Consider the following 18346-nt stretch of genomic DNA (forward strand, 5'->3'; position numbering starts at 1 on the left):
GTCCCGTGGCGAGAAGCCGCAGCGACCTATGCGAACGCTCTGCCGCGCCCATCCACTCGCGTCGCCGCGGAGCCGAAGACGAACGGATGCGGTTCGGACTCGGCGAGGAAGTCGCCGGGGAACCCGCGCTCGAACGGCGCCGCGGCCTCCAACCGGCGCACCGCGTCCTCGGGCAGGGTCAGCTGGGCGGCGGCCAGATTCTCGCTGAGTTGCTCGACGCTGCTCGCCCCGACCAGCGGCAACACGGCGGGCGACTTGTGCCGGGTCCAGGCCAGCGCCACCTGCGCGGGTCGCGCCCCGAGCTCGGCGGCGACCTCGGCGACCGCGTCGGCGGCGGCACGCTCGCGGTCGGTGAACGCGGCCGGGTCGACCCGTCTGCCGGTCGAGCCCGTCAGTATCCCGGCCGCCAGCGGCCGCCACGCGGTGACGCTCATCCCGAACGCCTCCGCCATCGGCAGCAGTTCGCGCTCGATATCGCGCTGGAGCAGGTTGTAGGGCACCTGGAGCCCCGCGAACGGCGTGCGATCCCGCCACTGCGCCAGAGTGTTGGCGCGCGCGACCACCCAGGCGGGCGCGTCCGAGATTCCGAGGTAGCGCACCTTGCCCGCGGTCACCGCGTCGTCGAGGGCGCGCACGGTCTCCTCCAGCGGGGTGTGCCGATCCCACACGTGCACCCAGAAGATGTCGACGTAGTCGGTGCGCAACCGCCGCAGGCTGCGCTCCAGCGAGAGCATCAGGTTCTTGCGGTGGTTGCCCGCGCCGTTCACGTCGTCGGGGTCGCGGCTGAGGGTGTATTTGGTGCCGAGCACGAATCGGTCGCGTCGTTTGTCGAGAATCTCGCCGAGGATCTCCTCGCTGTCGCCGTAGGCGGAGGCCGTGTCGAGTGCGTTGCCACCCGCGTCGGCGAAGGCGTCGACGATGTCCCGCGCCTGTTTTGTTTCGTCGAAAAGCATTGTGCCTAGGACGATTTCGGAGATTCGTAGGCCGGTGTTGCCGAACAGTCGGTAGCGAAGCATGGGACGAGTCTCACGCGGTAGGCGCGCGGTAGGGAGGCCCTGGCAGGGTCACCCTCGCGAACCGCCGAACCTGTCGGTGCCGACCGCTACCGTGGCCGGGGTGACGGTACTCGGCGCTATCGCACTTCCCCAGCTCCCGCCCGAACGGCTGCCCGAGATCGCCGTGGCCGCCGAACAAAGCGGCTTGGCCGAATTGTGGCTGTGGGAGGACTGTTTCTGGGCCGCGGGTAGCGCGTGCGCGGCCACCGTGCTCGCCCACACCGAACGACTGCGCGTCGGGATCGGGGTGCTGCCGGTGCCGCTGCGCAACGTGGCGCTCACCGCGATGGAGATCGCGGCGCTGCTGCGAATGCACCCCGGTCGGTTGATCCCCGGCATCGGGCACGGCGTGCAGGACTGGATGGGGCAGGTCGGCGCCCGCGTCGACTCCCCGCTGACCCTGCTGCGCGAACAGCTCACCGCGCTGCGCGCCCTGCTGCACGGGCAAACGGTCGGCGCCGCGGGCGCCTACGTCCGCCTGGATCGAGTCGCGCTGGACTGGCCGCCGCGCACGCCCCCGCCCCTCGCCGCGGGCGCGAGCGGACCGCGAACGCTGCGGCTGTCCGGCGAACTGGCCGACGCCACCGTCCTCACCAGCGCCACCACGCCGGAGGGCATCCGCGCCGCCCGCGAACTCATCGACGAAGGACGTGCGAAAGCCGGACGCACCGACCCGCACCGCGTGATCGTCTACCTACTCGCCGCCACCGGACCCGACGCGGCCGAACGCCTCGCCGCCACCCGTCGACGCACCGGTCTGCCCGACAGCGTCGGAGTCGTCGGCGACGCTCAGGCCATCGCCGACGCGGTTCACCGATGGTCCGCGGCAGGCGCCGACACCATCGTCCTAGAACCCACCCCCGACGAGCCGGACCCGCTCGCCTTCATCCGTTTCGCGGGCGAACGGGTGCGCCCGCTGGTCGAGTGAACGCCGCCGCGCCGGAAGCCGACCTCAGAACGCCGGCCAGGGAATCGGCCGCGACGTCCGCGGCACCGGCATCACCGGCTGATCCAGCAACTCCTTCGTCCGGCCCGCGAGCGCATCGATCTCCGCGTCGGTGATGTGCGCGGCGAGCGCGTCGGCGAGTTCGCCGGGCAGGGCGGCCGCGAAGGCGGTGATGTCGGCGACCAGGTCGTCGCCGATCGGCCGACCGGCCCAACCCCACAGCACCGTGCGCAACTTGTGCTCACTGTGCAGGCAGATGCCGTGGTCGACGCCGTACACCTGACCGTCGACGCCTTCCAACGCGTGTCCGCCCTTGCGGTCGGCGTTGTTGAGCAGCACGTCGAGCACCGCCATGCGCCGCAGACGCGGGTCGTCGGCGTGAATGAGGGATACCTCGTTGCCCTCCCCGTCCAGCGCGCGCAACACCTCGCAGAAACCAGCGGGCACCGCGCCCGGCGGGCACAGGTCGACCAGATCGAGGCGATTGCCGCGCTCGGTGTGGTTGTCGACCGCGTCCACCCAGCGCTGCACCATGCCGGGACCGTACGGACCCTCACGCAGGATCGTCTCCGGGATCACGCCCCAGCCGAGAGCGTCGGAGATCAGATACGACGCCACCTCGCGCCCGGCGAGGGTGCCATCCGGGAAATCCCACAGCGGCCGCTCCCCGCGCACCGGCTTGTACACCACGCGCAGCGGATGACCATCGACATCCGAGTCGACCACATCGCAGACCAGCGTCACGTTGCTCGCGGTACGTATCCGCCCGATCACATTCAGCTCACCGCTGGCGAACCTTTCGTCGACCCGCGCCACATCACTCCTCTAGCTCGGCCGCGCCGAAGATGTCCCCGCGCTTGTAGCCGTTGGTTCGCACACACATGTGCCCGCGCGAGGAGAGCGGCTCCCCGCACAGCGGGCACGGCGGGCGGCCCGCCGCGATCACCCGCGCCGAACGCAGCGCGAACTCGCGGGCCTGGATCGGTGTCAGGAACACCCGGACGGCGTCGGGGCCCTCCTCGGTGTCGTCGAGCACCACCGACTCGTCCACCTCGGTCTCGGTGATGGCGAGCAACTCCACCACGACGGCGCCCGCGTCGGCGTCCCAGCCCAGACCCATGGTGCCGACCCGGAATTCGGCGTCGATCGGCGTCACGAGCGGATCGGTGTCGGCCACGTCGTCGGCCTGCGGCGGCACCTGGGCGCCGAAACGGCGCGCCACCTCGTCCAGCAACAGTCCCATACGGTCGGCGAGCACCTTCACTTGCTGCTTCTCCAGCAGCACGCTCACCACGCGCGGCTGCTGCACCGCTTGCAGGTAGAAGGCGCGATCGCCCGGCTCACCGACGGTCCCGGCGACGAAACGATCGGGGGTGCGAAATACATGGATTGCTCGTGCCATCTGCACCTCCTGATGCGTGACCCTGATCGACTACCCGCGGCGCCCGGACTCCCGCAACACCGTCTACTCGTTTACAAGGAATCTCAAAGCTACGCATTCCCATTATCCGCACTAGCAGTACCGCCTAGCTCGCCGCCGGGAACCGGTCCGGACGTATCGGGGCGATCGTTGTCCGCGTCGCTGTCTCGCGGTCGCGGTCTGATCGCCTCCAACGCGCTCAGGTCCGAACCGGTGTCGTTGAGCCGCCACACGTAGGGGGCGTGCGGGGTGTAGCGGACGACGCTGATCGACGCCGGTTCCACCACGATCCGCTGAAAGCCGTCCAGGTGGATGCCCAGCGCGTCGGCGAGTACGGACTTGATCACGTCACCGTGCGTGCACGCCACCCACAGCACATCCTGGCCGTGCCGCTCGGCGAAGACGCGATCGTGCTCGCGGATCGCGGCGACCGCGCGGTGCTGCACCTGGGCGAGTCCTTCGCCGCCTGGGAACACCGCGCCGGAGGCATGCCGCTGCACGACCTTCCACAGCGGTTCGGTGAGCAGCTCGGCGATCGGCCTGCCGGTCCACTCGCCGTAGTCGACCTCGATGAGCTGGTCGTCGTACTCCGGTTCCAGCCCGAGCTTGTCGGCGAGCGGGCCGACCGTGCGCTGGCAGCGCAGCAGCGGTGAGTGCACGATGTGCTGGATCGGCAGCCCGCCCAGTCGTTCGGCGACCGCGCGGGCCTGATCGGCGCCGTGTTCGGTGAGGTCGACTCCGGCGCTGCGGCCGGCGAGAGTGCGGGCGGTGTTCGAGGTCGACACGCCGTGCCGCAGCAGGATCACCGTCATGCGGCCAGCCTAGTGGGCACAGCCGGACGGAGTCCGCCCGAAAACCCGCGCGTGGCCGCAGCGAAGGCGGCTGTACGCCCGCGGATCATGTCGCCGACACCACCCCGCCCGCGAGCAGACCCATGATCACCAGGCCGAGCACGATGCGGTAGCCGACGAACCAGTTGAACGAGTGCTTCGACACGAACTTCAGCAGCCACGCCACCGAGGCGTAACCGACGACGAACGACAAGAGCGTGGCGACCAGCAGCTGCGGGCCCGAGGCGTTGAGTCCCTCACCCGCGGGGGCGAACGCGTCGGGCAGGCTGAACAGGCCGGACGCGGTCACGGCGGGAATGGCGAGCAGGAAGGAGAACCGCACGGCGGCCTCGCGCTCGAGCCCGAGGAACAGGCCCGCCGAGGAGGTGGCGCCGGAGCGAGACACACCGGGGATCAGCGCCAAGCACTGGGCGAAACCCATCACCAGTCCGTCGCGGGTGGTGAGCTGTTCGATCGGTCGCCGCTTGGCGCCGTAGTACTCGGCGGCGGCGATCACCAGTGCGAAGGCGATCAGCATGAACGACACCAGCCAGAGGTTGCGCGCGCCGGTGCGGATCTCGTCTTTCAGCACGTAGCCGATGACGCCGATCGGGATGGTGGCGATGATCACATACCAGCCGATGCGGTAGTCGAGTTCGCGCTGCCGATCCTCGGCCAGACCATAGGGAACGCCGTCGCCGGTGATGACCGGGAGCTTCGTGGTGACCTGGTCGGTGATCGGCACCGTCTCCCTGGACCTGGCGCTGACCTTCTCGGCCATGGTGGTGAACCAGGCGACGACGATGCGCCAGATGTCCTTGGCGAAATACACCAGCACGGCCGCTTCGGTGCCCAGCTGGGTGACCGCGGTGAACGAGGCGCCCGCGTCCTCGCCGAAGAACACCGAGGAAACGATGCGCAAGTGCGCCGAGGAGGAAACCGGCAGGAATTCCGTCAGACCCTGCACCAGTCCGAGTACCAGCGCCTGTATCCAGGTCATCGACTCGCCCACGCAACCTCCTCTTCCGTTGCCCGAAACCGCCGTTCCGACTGGGCAATTGGTCCAGCGACGACACCGTTCGCCGGAAAAGCGGCGCCGCAATACCGCAGCGACAGTACATGTCGCCCGGTGAAGCGGTGATTCCGGCCGCTGCCCGGCGCCGCGCGGCGGCCACCGCGAGCGGCCCCCAGCATTTACGCTTGGCGCCGTGATGAAAGCGCGGATCCGGTGATGGAACAGCGGACGGTCGGACGCAGCGGCCTACGGGTGTCCCGGATAGGACTGGCGACCCACACCTGGGGCCTGCAGACGGACGCCGACGACGCGGCCGGGCAGCTGGTGGCCTTCGCCGAGGCGGGCGGCACCCTGGTCGACACCTCCCCCGCGTACGCGGGCGGCGCGGCGCAGCGGATCCTGGCCGATCTACTCGGCGACCTGGTCTCGCGCGACGAGCTGGTGCTGAGCGGCTGCGCGGGCGTGCTGCCGCGCACCGAACCGGCCCAGACCACCGTGCCGGGTCCGGCGCCGCGCACCGAGATCGACGCGTCGCGGCGCGGACTGCTGCGCCAGCTCGACCGCACCCTGCTCGAACTGGGCACCGATTACCTCGACATCTGGCATGTCGCCGCCTGGGATCCCGGCACCCCGCTCGACGAGATCGCGGCCACCCTCGACCACGCGGTGCGCTCCGGCAAGGTCCGCTACGCGGGCGTGCGCGGGTTCAATCCGTGGCAGCTGGCCAGTCTGGCCGCCATCGCGCCGATCTCCGTCGCGCACACGCCCTATTCGCTGCTCGCGCGCCGTGCCGAAAACGAATTCGTCCCCGCCGCGCAGCATCACGGCGTCGGCGTGATCGCGTCCGCGCCGCTGGCAGGCGGCATCCTGACCGGCAAATACCGCGACGGCGTTCCCGCGGACTCGCGCGGCGCGGACGAAGCGACCGCCGCCGAGATCCGCCACCGCCTCGACGAACGCGCGACCCGGGTGGTCGACGCGCTGGTCACCGCCGCCGACGGGCTCGGCACCTCGCCGCTCGCGGTCGCGCTGGCCTGGATCCGGGACCGGCCGGGCATCGCCAGCATGATCGTCGGCGCCCGCGACATCGGACAGCTCACCGGCGTGATGGCCGCCGAGACCCTCGAATTGCCGCGCGCGATCGCGGCCGCACTGGACGACGTCAGCGCGCGCACGGAATGACGCGGACATTAGGCTTGCCTTCATGAGGCTCGTCGATCGTGCTCGTCCCGGAGTGGTTCGCTCCCTCCTCGCCGCCCTCGCTTTGACACTGATCGCCGGAACCGCGGCATGCGGCAGCGACAGCGAAGCGACCGGTTCCGGACAGCGCGGGCCGAGCACCGCCACGGTGGGCAATCTGGATCCGGTGCCGATCGGTCCCGCCCCCACACCGGTGCTGCCGGTGACGGTGCGCTCCTTCGACGGCACGGAGGTGACGGTCACCTCGGCCGACCGCATCATCGCCGCCGACCGCTACGGCACCCTCGCCCAGACCGTCTGGGCGCTCGGCCTCGGACCCAACCTCATCGGGCGCAGCACCTCGGCGGCGTTCCCCGCGGTGCTGGACCTGCCGAACGTGACCGGCGGCAGCGGCTCGCTGAACGTGGAATCCATTCTGGCGCTGCGCCCCACCGTGTTCCTCACCGACACCACCAGCGCAACGCCCGCGGTGCGCGAGCAGCTGCGCGCGGCCGGGGTGACCGTCGTCTACTTCGATCCGCAGCGAACCATGGACGGTGTGGCGCCGCAGATCGAGGCCGTCGCCGCCGCACTCGGCGTTCCCGAGCGCGGTCGGGAGCTCGCCGAGCGCACCCGCGATGAGATCGCCGCCGCCTCCGCCGCGGTCCCCGCGAAGGACAAGCCGTTGCGCATCGCGTTCCTGTACTTGCGCAGCACCGCCATCACCATGATGGCCGGGCCGGGTTCCGGTGCCGACTCGCTGATCACCGCCATCGGCGGCGAGGACGCGGGCACCGTCGCCCAACTCACCGAACCGTTCACCGCCATCACCAGCGAAGCGATGATCGGCGCCGCGCCCGACGTCCTGCTCGTCATGACCGACGGGCTGAACTCAGTCGGCGGAGTGGACGGCCTGCTGAAGGTGCCCGGCGTCGCGCAGACACCGGCCGGGAAGAACAAGCGCGTGGTCGACATGTCCGGCGCGGTGCTGCTCAGCTTCGGACCGAATACCGGGCGCGTGGTCGCGGCGCTCAACGAGGCCGTCTACGGCTCCGCGCCGGCATGAGCGACCCGGCTCGCACATCTTCGGGAACTTCGGCCAACGGGGTCGGCCCCACGCAGGAGAACGGCGCGGGCGGGCTCGACGGAGGTCCACAGCGGCCGGAGATCACGACCGGCGCGAGCTCGGCACCGGTCGAACCACCCGCGAACACCGCCGACGCTCATGGCACAGCGATCCCTCCGGGCACGCGTTCGGTCTCCCGGATCACCGTCGCCTTCGCGGTCGCGATCGCGGCGCTGGTGGTGCTGGCACTCGCCTCGGCCGCCATCGGACAGGTGCCGACCTCGCCCGCCGAAGTCGCGGGCAGTGTCTTGCACCGGATCGGTCTGGATTGGGGCCCGTTGCCCGCCCATCCGTCCGGTGACGTGACGCTGTGGGAGGTGCGATTCCCGCGCGTCGTGCTGGCCATGCTGGTCGGGGCCGCGCTGGCGACAGCGGGTGCGTTGTTGCAGGGCGTGTTCGCCAATCCGCTGGCCGAGCCAGGCGTCATCGGCGTCTCGGCGGGCGCCGCGGTCGGCGCGGGCACCGTGATCGTGGTGGGTGGGGCGTTCGTCGCCGCGTGGTCGGTGGCCGCCGCGGCGTTCGTCGCCGGGCTGTTCACCACGCTGCTGGTGTATCTGCTCGCGCGATCCAACGGCCGCACCGAAGTGGTGACCCTCGTGCTCACCGGCGTCGCCATCAACGCCTTCGCCGGTGGTCTGATCGCGTTCCTGCTGTTCGTCGCCTCACCCGCGGCCCGCGATCAGATCGTGTTCTGGCAGCTGGGCAGTCTCAACGGCGCGAACTGGGACTCGGTGGCGGTCGTCGCGCCGCTCGCCGCGCTCGGTGTGTTCGCGGCGATCGTGGTGGCGCCGCGCCTGGATCTGCTCGCGCTCGGTGAGTCCGCGGCTCGCCACCTCGGCGTCGACGTGGAACGGCTGCGGCGCAATGTGATCGTCATCGTGGCGGTGCTCGCCACCGCGGGCGTCGCGTTCACCGGGATCATCTTGTTCGTCGGCCTGATCGTCCCGCACCTGGTACGCATGATCGTCGGCCCCGGCCATCGCGTGCTGATTCCGCTCAGCGCCATCGTCGGCGCGGTGGTGCTGCTCGCCGCCGACGTCGCCGCCCGATCCCTCGTCGACAACGCCGACCTGCCCCTCGGCATGCTCACCTCCCTCATCGGCGGGCCGTTCTTCTTCTGGCTGCTTCGCCGCACCCGTGCCCGCGCGGGAGGCTGGGGATGAGCGCGGCCCGCACGCACCGGTGTCTCGATCATGCAGTCGATGCAATGCCGCACACCTCGCCAATCCAGTGGGGTCGTCGACCGCGTCCAGCAGTCGTTGCCCAGGAGCGACGGGTCGTCGCCCGGCACGCCGAATCATCTCGCGTGTCGCTCGGTCACACCGCGCGTACGCCCGGTGACGCGCTCGACCCGATGACGGAGGCCGCCGGTCAGTGGGGTGCTGCCGCACGCGGACGCACAAGGAACTCGCAGTACCAAGGCCGGGCGGTGACCACGTGAGCGGAATGCGGCAAGGGCTTGGCGCGATGCTCGGACGGACGCACGAGGAGCCGGTGCGGCCCGAGCGCGGCGCGGTGACCTTGCGGGCGCGCGGGCTGAGCGTGGACCGGCGAGGCGGAGCGAGCGGGCACGCGCGCAGAGTGCTCGAAGCCGTCGATTTCGAGGTCGCCGCTGGCGAGGTCGTCGCGCTGGTGGGACCGAACGGTGCCGGAAAGTCCACGCTGCTGGCCGCGTTGGCCGGTGAACTCACACCGAGCGAGGGCAGCGTCGAACTGGACGGTCGCGCCCTCGACCACTGGACTCCGCTGGACATGGCGCGCAGACGCGCGGTACTGCCGCAGAGCCACACCGTGGGCTTCCCGTTCACCGCGCGCGAGGTCGTCGCCATGGGGCGCGCGCCATGGGTGCGCACCGCACGCGGCGAACGCGACGACGAATTCATCGCCGCCGCGATGACATCGGCCGACGTCGGTCATCTGGCCGCGCGCTCGTTCCCGACGCTGTCCGGTGGCGAACGCGCGCGCGTCGCGCTGGCCCGCGTGCTGGCCCAGGACACCGCCACCTTGCTGCTCGACGAACCCACCGCCGCACTGGATCTCGGCCACCAGGAAGCGGTCCTGCGTTTGGCGGCCGAGCGGGCGACGGCGGGCGCGGCGGTCGTCGTCGTCCTGCACGACCTCGGCATCGCCGCCGCCTACGCCGACCGCGTCGCCGTGTTGGAGTCCGGCCGCATCGCCGCGGACGGCCCGCCGCGCGAGGTTCTCACCACCGAATTGCTGAGCCGCGTCTACCAGCATCCGGTGGAGGTCCTGGACCATCCGGTCACGGGCGCCCAACTGGTCCTGCCGGTCCGTCGCTGACCGCTCGCTCTCGTCGGCCTCCGTCAGACGACGGCCGATGCTGGCGTGCGGTCACGAAGTTGTGCGGGGTCTCGTCCGCCCCTACTCCCCGACCCGCACCTGCAATCCATCCTGCGTGACGATCCTGACGGTCGCGTTCACACCCCACAGCACGAAGAACCCGATCCCGAGCACCGGCGTCACCGCGACGGCCCAGGCCACAGCTCCCCCGCCGAACCAGATCACCTCCAGCGCCACCCGCCACCACCCGGTGAGCGGGAACCGGGCGTTGGCCGCCGCGCCGAACAGCGCCCACATGAGCACGAACAGCGCGGGCGCGAGCACACCGGCGGTCAACTGGGTCACCAGCCCGCCGGGCAGCGTGAAACCCCAGAACGCCGCGCCCGTGATCACGCCCAGTTCCAGCAGGAACATCAGGAACAGATTCGCCCCGATCACCCCCCGTCGCATGCCCCTCATCTCCAGATCAGTTTCAGTACCGCGGGCGTGAGCAGCATCCGGATGACGGTCGCGTCGATGATCAACGCCGCGATCATGCCGTAGGCGATGTATTTCATCAGCACCAGATCGGAGAAGCCGAACGCGCCGGTCACCACGATGAGAATCGCGGCGGCCGAGGTGATCACGCCGCCGGTGTGGGCGATGCCGTAGCGGATGGCCTCCGGTGCGTCGGCTCCGGCCTCGCGCGCCTCGGCGACCCTGGACAGCAAGAAGACCTCGTAGTCGGTCGACAACCCGAACACCACCGTCACGATCAACGCCAGCACCGCGAACATCAACGGCCCCGGCGTGAACTGGAAGACCTCCGACCCGTGTCCTTCCACGAAGATCCAGGTGAGGATGCCCAGCGTCGAGACAAGGCTCAGCCCGCTCATCGCGACGGCCTTGAGCGCGAGCACCATCGAACGAAACGCCAGGTAGATGACCAGGAGCGCGGTGCAGATCAGGATCGCCAACAGCGTGGGCAAACCCTCGAGCAATCCGTTGATGCTGTCGCGTTCCAACGCGGGCACCCCGGCCACCATCACCTCGACACCCGGCGGTTCGGGTATGGCGCGCAGCGCGGCGATCACGGCGTCGGCCTCGCGTTTGTCGGTCAGCCCGGCGTTGAGGACGTTGACGCCGTCCTTGGTCGGCGCGGCCGGTTCGAAGCGCCCGGTCAGCCCGGGCACCTGGTTGGCTTCGTGGCGAATGTCGCCGAGCTGCTGCGAATTCGCCCCGACCACCACGAGTTTCAACGGTTCGGTGCGGAAGCTGGGAAACAGCCGGTCGAAGTCTTCTTGGGCGACGCGGGCCGGATTGTCCTCGGCCAGATAGCGTTCGCTGATCCCGCCGAACTCGATGTTGCGCAGCGGGATGCTCAGCGCCAGCAGTGCGAGCACGATCGGCACCGCCACCGCCCACGGCCGCCGCATGGCGAACAGCGCGAGCCGGGAGAAGAATCCGGCGTCGATCTGGGCCTCGGTCTTGGTGCGGGAGAAGCGTTTCCAGCCGAGGAAGTCGATGCGCCGACCGACGATGCTCAACGCGGCGGGCAGCGCCGTCACCGAGAGCAGCGCGGCGAGCAGCACCGAGCTGATGCCGCCGTAGGGCACCGAGCGCAGCACGCCGTTGGGAAAGATGAACAGCGCGGCGAGGCTGATCGCGATGATCGCCGCCGAGAACAGCACCGTGCGTCCCGCGGTGGCCACGGTGCGAGCCGTCGCCTCCTCCACGCTGCGCCCTGCGGCGAGTTCCTCACGGAAGCGGGTGACGGTGAACAGACCGTAGTCGATGGCCAGGCCGAGGCTGACCAGCGTCATCACCGCGTTGGCGAAGACGTTGACCTCGATGTGGTCGGTGAGCACGCGCAACATGCCCTGCGTGCCCATGATCGTCATCCCGCCGATGATCACCGGCAGCACCGCGCCGATCACGCCGCCGAACACGAAGTACAGCATGATCGCCACGATCGGCAGCGCGATCAGCTCCGCGCGCTGGATGTCGTTCTGCATCCCGGTGTTGATGCCCTCGACGATCGGCTGCAACCCGGCCAGTTGCACCGTGGTTCCGCCCGGTCCGCCGCCCGCGTCGCCCGCGCCGAGCGAGTCCTTGATCGCGAGATAGTTCTCGACGGTGGCGGTGCCCTCGCCGCGCAGCCCGACGCTGGCGAAGGCGTGTTTCTTCGTCGGGTCGCTGGCGCTGGCCGTGAACGGGCTGTCCCAATAGCTGTCGATCTTCAGTATCCGGTCCGGATAGCGTTCGAGCAGGCCGCGCAGCTGGGCGGTGACCGCGGCGCGCACCTCCGGTGAGTCGACGGTGCTGCCCTCGGGGACGGTGTAGACCAGGATCAGGTCGCTGTCGGTGTCACGGCCGAAGGTCGCGTCGGCGAGTTCGGAAGCGGCCACCGATTCGCTGCTCTCGTCGAACCACCCCTCCTGGCTGAGCCGGTCGATCAGGTCGCGGCCGTACCAGCCCGACAGCAGGACGGCCAGCGCGAACCCCGCGAGCACGAGATAGCGGTAGCGGTGGACGAACCGGCCCCACCCCAGGAAACCCGAATGCAGCATCGATGGGCCGAGCCGCTACCCGCACGCCGGGGTGCGGTAGTCGGCCGAGCGCAGGATGCCGCACAGGTCGGTGCGCGAGATCTTCCAGCGCCCGTCGAGATAGACGAAGTGCACCACCGTGGTGCGCACGGCGGTGCCGGTGCCGTCCTTGTCCAGGCGCATGGTGGCGGTCAGGGTGCCGTCGCGGTTGTCGAAGACGGGATCGGTGACGCCGTAGATGGCGCGCGGGTTGTCCTGCAGCGCCCGGTACATGTCCGGGATCGCGTCGCGGAAGGCGTCGCCGTCCTCGATCAGCGCGGTGCGCTCGGTGTCGGGCAGCGCAGGGTCGAGTGCCCGCTTGATCTGGGCGTCGAGTTCGGCGGCGGTCGGTATCGGCCGGTTGGCGATCGCGCTGGAGGTGGCGGCGGCGGAGGAGGACAGTTCGGCGATGGCCTTGGAGCGGGCCGCCTCGACCGAGGCCTCGTCCGGGCCCGAATCGCACGCGGCGACCGCGGCGAAAGCGACAGCGGCGGCCAAGGTCAGCGCGATACGGGAGATTCGTGTGGAGTGCATCACTACCTACATACCATCGATGACGGAACTGATCCGTCCCAGCAGAGCGCGCACGGTCGTGACGTCCCGATCGGCGGCCGCCTCGACCGGGGCGGCGTCGGGGATCATGTCGCGCACCAGCGCGACCACACTGCGTTCGTCGTCCAGATCGACGTCGGTGACTCGTACTTCGGCGACCGCGACCACATCTTCCGGGCCGGGCACGTCGTTGCCCAGATCGGCGCGGTAGATCTCGAGCGTCAGGATCGAGCGCACCGTGCGGAACGCGTACGGCCTGCCGTCGGCGGTGGTGCCGAACCCGTGAGCAAACGGACCAACGGTTATGTCATCGATGGCAAATCCCGATGCATGGTCGGCTTTCAACCGGATCTCCCTGAGTCGGACACTGTTTGATTACACCGTAACCCCCATCACGGGTAATTCGGTGCTGCCGCCACCCCGGTCGGCGGTGGTGTTGCGCCATCATGGTCAGATGGTGACGTCGCGTTGATTCGTCGGTAGGAGGAGTTCGGTGGTGCGCCCTCGCGGCTCGGTCCCCTCAGCGCTGGTGGGCGTGGCGGTGCTCGCGCTGCTGGCCGGATGCTCCTCCGACAAGGGCGAACGCGACGTCCCGACCCGCGAACCCGCCACCGCGGCCGTCGCTCCCGCGCCGCAAGCCGCACCCGCGGGTGACGTGATCGGCATGAACGCCCCGCTTCGGGCCATGCTCGCCGACCCAGGCACCGGTCAGCTCGCGGCGCTCGACAAGAGCAGCGACGACACCACCGTGCTCTTCCTGATCGATCCGGCGACCGCGGGCCGACGGACCGTCACCCTGCCCGCGCACGGAACCAGCCTGTCCGCGGGCAAACCGGGGGAGGTCCTGGTCACCGCGACCGGCTGGATCTTCCGCGTCGACGTCGCCACCGGCGCGGTCACCGAGACACCCGTCGAGGGCGACCCGCGCTCGGTCCGGCAGCGCGAAGACGGCACGCTCGTCGTCGGCACCGCCGACGGCGCCGTGCGCACCCTCGGCCCCGGCGGCGAAGTTCTCGACACTGTCTCCGGCCTGGTCTCGGCCGACGTCGTCGCTCTCACCGCCGATCGCGTCGCGGTGCTCGACCGCCGCCAGACCTCCGTCACCGAGATCGACCCCGCCGAGGACCACCTCGGGCTCGCGCTGCGCGCGGGCGACGGCGCGACCAACATGATCTCCGACCACTTCGGCAGGGTGATCGTCACCGACACCGCGGGCGAGGAACTGCTCGTCTACACCACCGGACCACTCGTCCTGCGCCAGCGGTTCCCGGTAGGATCGTCGCCTTACGCGCTCGCCTATGATCGACGGTCCGACACCGTGTGGGTGACGTGCACCCAGAGCAACGAAGTCGTCGGCTTCGATCTGTCGACGGGTATACCGAAGGAAGTGGGACGCTATCCGACCGTCCGGCAGCCCGAATCGGTGACCGTGGACGAGCGCACCGGTGACCTTTTCGTCGGATCCGCCACCGGTGACGGTGTCCAGCGGATCCGCGCGGACCAGCTGAAGAGAGGGCAGTGATGGCGCCGAAAAGCTCCCGCGCAGCGTTACCGGCGAACTGGGAGACCAGCAGCGACGACTACGAATACGTCCCGCTGCGCTTACCGAAAGACGTGACCAGGGTGACCGCCTCGATGCGCCTGGCGATTCAGGCCGAATTCGGCGGATGGGAGCTCTCGCGCGTGCGCGCCTACACCGACGGCAGCCGCAAGGTGCTGCTGCGTCGTCGCAAGACCTCGCTACTACCCCAGCCCGAGCCGGGGATGTGAACCGGATGTACGCACTGCTGCTTCGCCTGATGTTCTTCGTTCCGCCGGAACGCATCCATCACCTGGCCTTCGCCGCCATGCGCGTCGCCGCCCGGTTCGCCCCGACCAGGCTGCTGCTGAAGCGGCTCGCCGTCGTCGAGGATCCGATCCTGCGCAACACCGTCTTCGGCGTTCAGTTCCGCGCGCCGCTCGGCTTGGCCGCCGGTTTCGACAAGAACGCCGAGGGCGCCGACATCTGGGGCCCGTTCGGCTGGGGCTTCGCCGAGATCGGCACCGTCACCGCGCAGGCCCAGCCGGGCAACCCCGCGCCGCGGCTGTTCCGCCTGCCCGCCGATCGCGCACTGATCAACCGGATGGGCTTCAACAACCACGGCGCCGCCCGCGCCGCCGACCAGCTGCGCGCCAAGGCCGCCACCGTCCCGATCGGCGCCAACATCGGCAAGACCAAGATCGTCGACCCGGCCGACGCCGCCGCCGACTACGCGACGAGCGCGGCCCTGCTCGGCCCGCTGGCCGACTTCGTCGTCGTCAACGTCAGCTCCCCCAACACCCCCGGCCTGCGCGACCTGCAGGCCGTCGAATCGCTGCGCCCGCTGCTGCGGGCCGTGCTGGACACCGTGCGCGTTCCGGTCCTGGTGAAAATCGCCCCCGACCTGTCCGACGACGACATCGACGCCGTCGCCGACCTCGCGCTCGAACTCGGTCTCGCGGGCATCGTCGCCACCAACACCACGATCCGCCGCGACGGGCTGCGCACCGACGCCGCCGAGGTCGCGGCCATGGGCGCGGGCGGCCTGTCCGGCGCCCCCGTCGCCGAACGCTCGCTCGAAGTGCTGCGCCGCCTGTATCGGCGGGTCGGCGATCGTTTGGTGCTGATCTCCGTCGGCGGCATCGAAACCCCCGATCAGGCTTTCCAGCGCATCCTCGCCGGCGCCAGCCTGCTGCAGGGTTACACCGGTTTCATCTACGGCGGCCCGTTCTGGACCCGCAAGATCCACCGCGGCCTCGCCGCGCGCCTGCGCGAGAACGGCTACACCTCGATCGCCGAGGCTGTCGGCGCGGAGAACGTCGCGCGAACCTGAATCCCGCCGACGTCCCTGCGGCGCGGTCATCCGTACACGCGGGGCGGTCCGCTCGTGCGCTGCGATACGCACCGCGCGCGCGGGCCGTTCGGCGGATCGCATGCGCCGACCGGGCCCGGCGCGGACTCGTCCGGCCGATCTCGCAGCCGGGCCACGATCCGCTTGTGCAGCAGAATGATCGCGTGGTCGAGCAGGATGCCGAGCCGGTCGGCGCGCTCGGCGGCATGGGCGTGCGCGATGCGGTCGTGCACCATGTCCGGGTCGCTGAGCAATTCGTCCAGCTCCATGCCCGCGAACGCCTGCTCGCGGGAGAGAACGCGACCCGGCAACCAGCTCAGCCGCCAGGCGTCGGCGCCGTCGCGGTAGGCCGATTCGGGCGTCAGGTCGCTGATCATGGTCCACTCGGTGGTTTGAATGGTCATGGCTGCCTCCGGTGACTACAGCCCGAGCAGAATCTGCTCCAGGGAAATTCCGAGTTGTCCGGCGTAGTGCACCGCCCGCGAGTGAGCGATCCGATCGTGCCGGTAGGTCTGGGTGCTGACGATCTCGGCGAGATCCATCCCCGCCAGTGCCTGTTCGCGGATGAGCAGGCGGTCGGGCAGCCTCGGCCGCCAGACGTGGTCCGATGATCGGCGACGCGTCGCGCCGATTCGTTGGTGCGATCGCTGGTCGTCGACCGATCGGTGGTGTAGGCGGCTGCGAATGCCTCGTGTCGGACATCCGGAGGTCGAAGGGGGTCACCGAAAAGTTTCATCACCAAGGCCCTCCCGAGTCCGCTGGTGGGGACGACCAATCGCCCAAAATCAGTGTGGCATTTGCCTTTTGTCCGGTCAATTGCCGGAGTATCTTGGGGATTGCCGGTCTCATTGCCCGCTAAACACCCATATCGGGGCAATCTCCGCACAAGCACAACGAATTGGCAACGACGCGATGGAGGGCGGACTCGCCGATGGCTCCGCAGAATCCCCGCACGATCGCGATTCGCGACATCCTGACCCGCTTGTGCACCTACTACGGGCTGCGCCCGGAACGCTTGGGCCACACCGAGATCGACGTCACCAGCCTGCTCGAGCTGCCGATCGTCCGTCAGCACGCGCAGCGCACCGGGCGGCCCGCGAGCGAGTCCCTGCTGCCGGTCGTGCGCGACACGGCGCGGCGGTTGCCGCCCACCGATCGTCTGATCGCCGATTCGTCGTTGGCTCTCGGACTTTTTCGTGACAACCCCCCTGACGGAATCGATCTGGCCCGTCTCTACGCCGACAAGCTCGGCCCGCGCCGCGACTATCTCGTCGAGCACTGGCTGGGCCTGCACCGAGCGCTCGGCGTCGACCGTGTTCCCGAAGCGCCGACGGTCAAACGGCTGCGGACCTCGTCGGAGGGCGACACCTTCACCGCCCTGGCCGAGCTGCTCACCGCCGACACGGGCTACGCCATTCCCAAGGCGATGCCGAGCGGCAAGATCCTTGTCTCGCTCCCTGATTCGGTGCGCCGGCCCAAGTCGGTGACGGTGGTCGGCGACGCCGTCATCGACCATCTCTATCGTGTCGACGGGTTTCCGACCGCCGACCGAACGGCCAACGGCAGCTTCTTCCGGCCTCCCGGTGGCAAGGGCCTCAATCGCGCGGTGGCGGCCGCGCGCCTCGGTTTGGACGTCGCGCTGGTCTCCGCGGTCGGCGACGACGAGGACGGCGCGGAGATCCTGGACTTCCTGACCAAGGAGAACGTTCGCTGCGATCTGGTGAAGACCGTCGAGGGCGGCCGGTCCCCGGTCACGGCCGTGATCATGAACGACAGCGGCGAGACGATTCTGATCGGGTGCAAGGACGACAGGGTCAAGCTCGAGGTGGCGGATCTGCACACCGGAGCCGTGCACGCGGCGATGGCGAGTTCGGAGGTCGTGCTGCTGACCCTCGAGCACCCCAAAGGCATCGCCGAACAGGTGCTCGCGATGGTGCGCGGTATGCGGCCCAGACCGAAGGTGATCGTCTGTCCGTCGCCGAGTCCGGCTGTGCCGCAGGACCTTTACCCGTATCTCGACATCGTGGACTACCTGGTCGGATCGCCTTCGGAATTGAACGCGATGCTACCGGTCGTCACGACCGCCTCCACCGCCAAAAGCGCACAGATTCTGCGCGGGCTCGGAGTTCGCACGGTCTGCGCGATCGAGAAATTCAGCTGCTCGGTGTTTTCGGAGCCCTTGGAACTCGAGGTCGGACACTTCGAAGGGGCGTTGAAGAAATCACCCGGCGCCGCCGCCGCGTTCTCGGCCGCGTTGGCATGCCGTCTGATCGAAACCGACGGTGAGCTGGCCGCGAAAGACTTCGTCTGGGCCACGGCGGCGATGATTCCCACCCAGCAGCTCGGCGCGGTGCCGCGCGCGATGCCGGACCGGGACCGAATCGACGATGTGGTCCGGCAGGGCAGCGGATCGTGACCAGGGCGGCGCGGCCGAAATTAACGCAAAAGACCTGGTAGTAACATGTGTGTTCGCTTCGCGCGGGGT

Annotated in this window: 20 protein-coding genes; 9 read left to right on the forward strand and 11 right to left on the reverse strand. The window is 69.6% G+C overall.

Annotation, left to right across the window (positions count from 1 at the left end):
* Positions 1 to 26 precede the first annotated feature (26 nt).
* Positions 27 to 1016, reverse strand: coding sequence for an aldo/keto reductase (locus ABZV58_RS18530; protein WP_355001356.1), 990 nt, complete (start codon positions 1014 to 1016; stop codon positions 27 to 29).
* A gap of 100 nt (positions 1017 to 1116) precedes the next feature.
* Between ABZV58_RS18530 and ABZV58_RS18535 the strand changes: the two genes are divergently transcribed.
* The gene (locus tag ABZV58_RS18535; protein ID WP_355001357.1) at positions 1117 to 1983 is read left to right on the forward strand and encodes an LLM class flavin-dependent oxidoreductase; all 867 of its coding nucleotides are present in this window, start codon (positions 1117 to 1119) and stop codon (positions 1981 to 1983) included.
* 24 nt (positions 1984 to 2007) lie between these two features.
* Here ABZV58_RS18535 and ABZV58_RS18540 read toward each other — a convergent pair whose 3' ends face one another.
* The 4 genes from ABZV58_RS18540 to ABZV58_RS18555 form a co-directional block, all read right to left on the reverse strand.
* Positions 2008 to 2817, reverse strand: coding sequence for an SCO1664 family protein (locus ABZV58_RS18540; RefSeq protein WP_355001358.1), 810 nt, complete (start codon positions 2815 to 2817; stop codon positions 2008 to 2010).
* Position 2818: 1 nt separating this feature from the next.
* Positions 2819 to 3403, reverse strand: coding sequence for a DUF3090 domain-containing protein (locus tag ABZV58_RS18545; protein WP_355001359.1), 585 nt, complete (start codon positions 3401 to 3403; stop codon positions 2819 to 2821).
* An 89-nt stretch (positions 3404 to 3492) separates the two neighbouring features.
* Complete coding sequence (locus ABZV58_RS18550; protein WP_355001360.1) at positions 3493 to 4233, reverse strand: histidine phosphatase family protein; 741 nt, start codon at positions 4231 to 4233, stop codon at positions 3493 to 3495.
* Positions 4234 to 4318: 85 nt separating this feature from the next.
* Positions 4319 to 5251 carry an undecaprenyl-diphosphate phosphatase gene (locus tag ABZV58_RS18555; protein WP_355001706.1) on the reverse strand — a complete coding sequence of 311 codons (933 nt, stop codon included), beginning with the start codon at positions 5249 to 5251 and terminating at the stop codon, positions 4319 to 4321.
* Positions 5252 to 5482: 231 nt separating this feature from the next.
* Between ABZV58_RS18555 and ABZV58_RS18560 the strand changes: the two genes are divergently transcribed.
* The 4 genes from ABZV58_RS18560 (at position 5483) to ABZV58_RS18575 (ending at position 9872) form a co-directional block, all read left to right on the forward strand.
* On the forward strand, positions 5483 to 6448 hold the full coding sequence (locus ABZV58_RS18560; protein ID WP_355001361.1) for an aldo/keto reductase: 966 nt from the start codon (positions 5483 to 5485) through the stop codon (positions 6446 to 6448).
* A gap of 22 nt (positions 6449 to 6470) precedes the next feature.
* Positions 6471 to 7511 carry an ABC transporter substrate-binding protein gene (locus tag ABZV58_RS18565; protein ID WP_355001362.1) on the forward strand — a complete coding sequence of 347 codons (1041 nt, stop codon included), beginning with the start codon at positions 6471 to 6473 and terminating at the stop codon, positions 7509 to 7511.
* A complete protein-coding gene (locus ABZV58_RS18570) occupies positions 7508 to 8734 on the forward strand; it encodes an iron ABC transporter permease (protein ID WP_355001363.1) in 1227 nt (408 codons plus the stop codon). The genes ABZV58_RS18565 and ABZV58_RS18570 overlap by 4 nt, the downstream gene beginning before the upstream one ends.
* Before the next feature lie 283 nt (positions 8735 to 9017).
* Complete coding sequence (locus tag ABZV58_RS18575; RefSeq protein WP_355001707.1) at positions 9018 to 9872, forward strand: heme ABC transporter ATP-binding protein; 855 nt, start codon at positions 9018 to 9020, stop codon at positions 9870 to 9872.
* Between the two features lie 81 nt (positions 9873 to 9953).
* Here ABZV58_RS18575 and ABZV58_RS18580 read toward each other — a convergent pair whose 3' ends face one another.
* The 4 genes from ABZV58_RS18580 to ABZV58_RS18595 are packed head-to-tail and all read right to left on the reverse strand — an operon-like array spanning position 9954 to position 13336.
* Positions 9954 to 10322: a YrdB family protein gene (locus ABZV58_RS18580; RefSeq protein WP_355001364.1), complete on the reverse strand. Its 369-nt coding sequence runs from the start codon at positions 10320 to 10322 to the stop codon at positions 9954 to 9956.
* Between the two features lie 5 nt (positions 10323 to 10327).
* Positions 10328 to 12421, reverse strand: a complete 2094-nt coding sequence (locus ABZV58_RS18585) for an MMPL family transporter (RefSeq protein ID WP_355001365.1) — start codon at positions 12419 to 12421, stop codon at positions 10328 to 10330.
* Positions 12422 to 12436: 15 nt separating this feature from the next.
* Complete coding sequence (locus ABZV58_RS18590) at positions 12437 to 12973, reverse strand: hypothetical protein (protein ID WP_355001366.1); 537 nt, start codon at positions 12971 to 12973, stop codon at positions 12437 to 12439.
* 6 nt (positions 12974 to 12979) lie between these two features.
* A complete protein-coding gene (locus ABZV58_RS18595) occupies positions 12980 to 13336 on the reverse strand; it encodes a hypothetical protein (RefSeq protein ID WP_355001367.1) in 357 nt (118 codons plus the stop codon).
* 148 nt (positions 13337 to 13484) lie between these two features.
* Between ABZV58_RS18595 and ABZV58_RS18600 the strand changes: the two genes are divergently transcribed.
* The 3 genes from ABZV58_RS18600 to ABZV58_RS18610 are packed head-to-tail and all read left to right on the forward strand — an operon-like array spanning position 13485 to position 15843.
* On the forward strand, positions 13485 to 14513 hold the full coding sequence (locus ABZV58_RS18600) for a hypothetical protein (RefSeq protein WP_355001368.1): 1029 nt from the start codon (positions 13485 to 13487) through the stop codon (positions 14511 to 14513).
* Positions 14513 to 14761: a DUF5703 family protein gene (locus ABZV58_RS18605; protein WP_067783446.1), complete on the forward strand. Its 249-nt coding sequence runs from the start codon at positions 14513 to 14515 to the stop codon at positions 14759 to 14761. The genes ABZV58_RS18600 and ABZV58_RS18605 overlap by 1 nt, the downstream gene beginning before the upstream one ends.
* A gap of 5 nt (positions 14762 to 14766) precedes the next feature.
* Positions 14767 to 15843 (forward strand): quinone-dependent dihydroorotate dehydrogenase, encoded by a 1077-nt coding sequence (locus ABZV58_RS18610; RefSeq protein ID WP_355001369.1) that lies wholly within the window; start codon positions 14767 to 14769, stop codon positions 15841 to 15843.
* 26 nt (positions 15844 to 15869) lie between these two features.
* Here the strand turns inward: ABZV58_RS18610 and ABZV58_RS18615 are convergent, their stop codons facing one another.
* Both ABZV58_RS18615 and ABZV58_RS18620 read right to left on the reverse strand, forming a co-directional pair.
* A complete protein-coding gene (locus ABZV58_RS18615) occupies positions 15870 to 16265 on the reverse strand; it encodes a hypothetical protein (RefSeq protein WP_355001370.1) in 396 nt (131 codons plus the stop codon).
* A 15-nt stretch (positions 16266 to 16280) separates the two neighbouring features.
* Positions 16281 to 16403 carry a hypothetical protein gene (locus ABZV58_RS18620; RefSeq protein ID WP_355001371.1) on the reverse strand — a complete coding sequence of 41 codons (123 nt, stop codon included), beginning with the start codon at positions 16401 to 16403 and terminating at the stop codon, positions 16281 to 16283.
* 389 nt (positions 16404 to 16792) lie between these two features.
* Here ABZV58_RS18620 and ABZV58_RS18625 point away from each other — a divergent pair, with 389 nt between their 5' ends.
* Positions 16793 to 18277 (forward strand): PfkB family carbohydrate kinase, encoded by a 1485-nt coding sequence (locus ABZV58_RS18625; RefSeq protein ID WP_355001372.1) that lies wholly within the window; start codon positions 16793 to 16795, stop codon positions 18275 to 18277.
* The last annotated feature ends 69 nt before the right edge of the window (positions 18278 to 18346 follow it).

This window comes from Nocardia sp. NPDC004654, from assembly GCF_040609595.1.
Taxonomy (GTDB): domain Bacteria; phylum Actinomycetota; class Actinomycetes; order Mycobacteriales; family Mycobacteriaceae; genus Nocardia.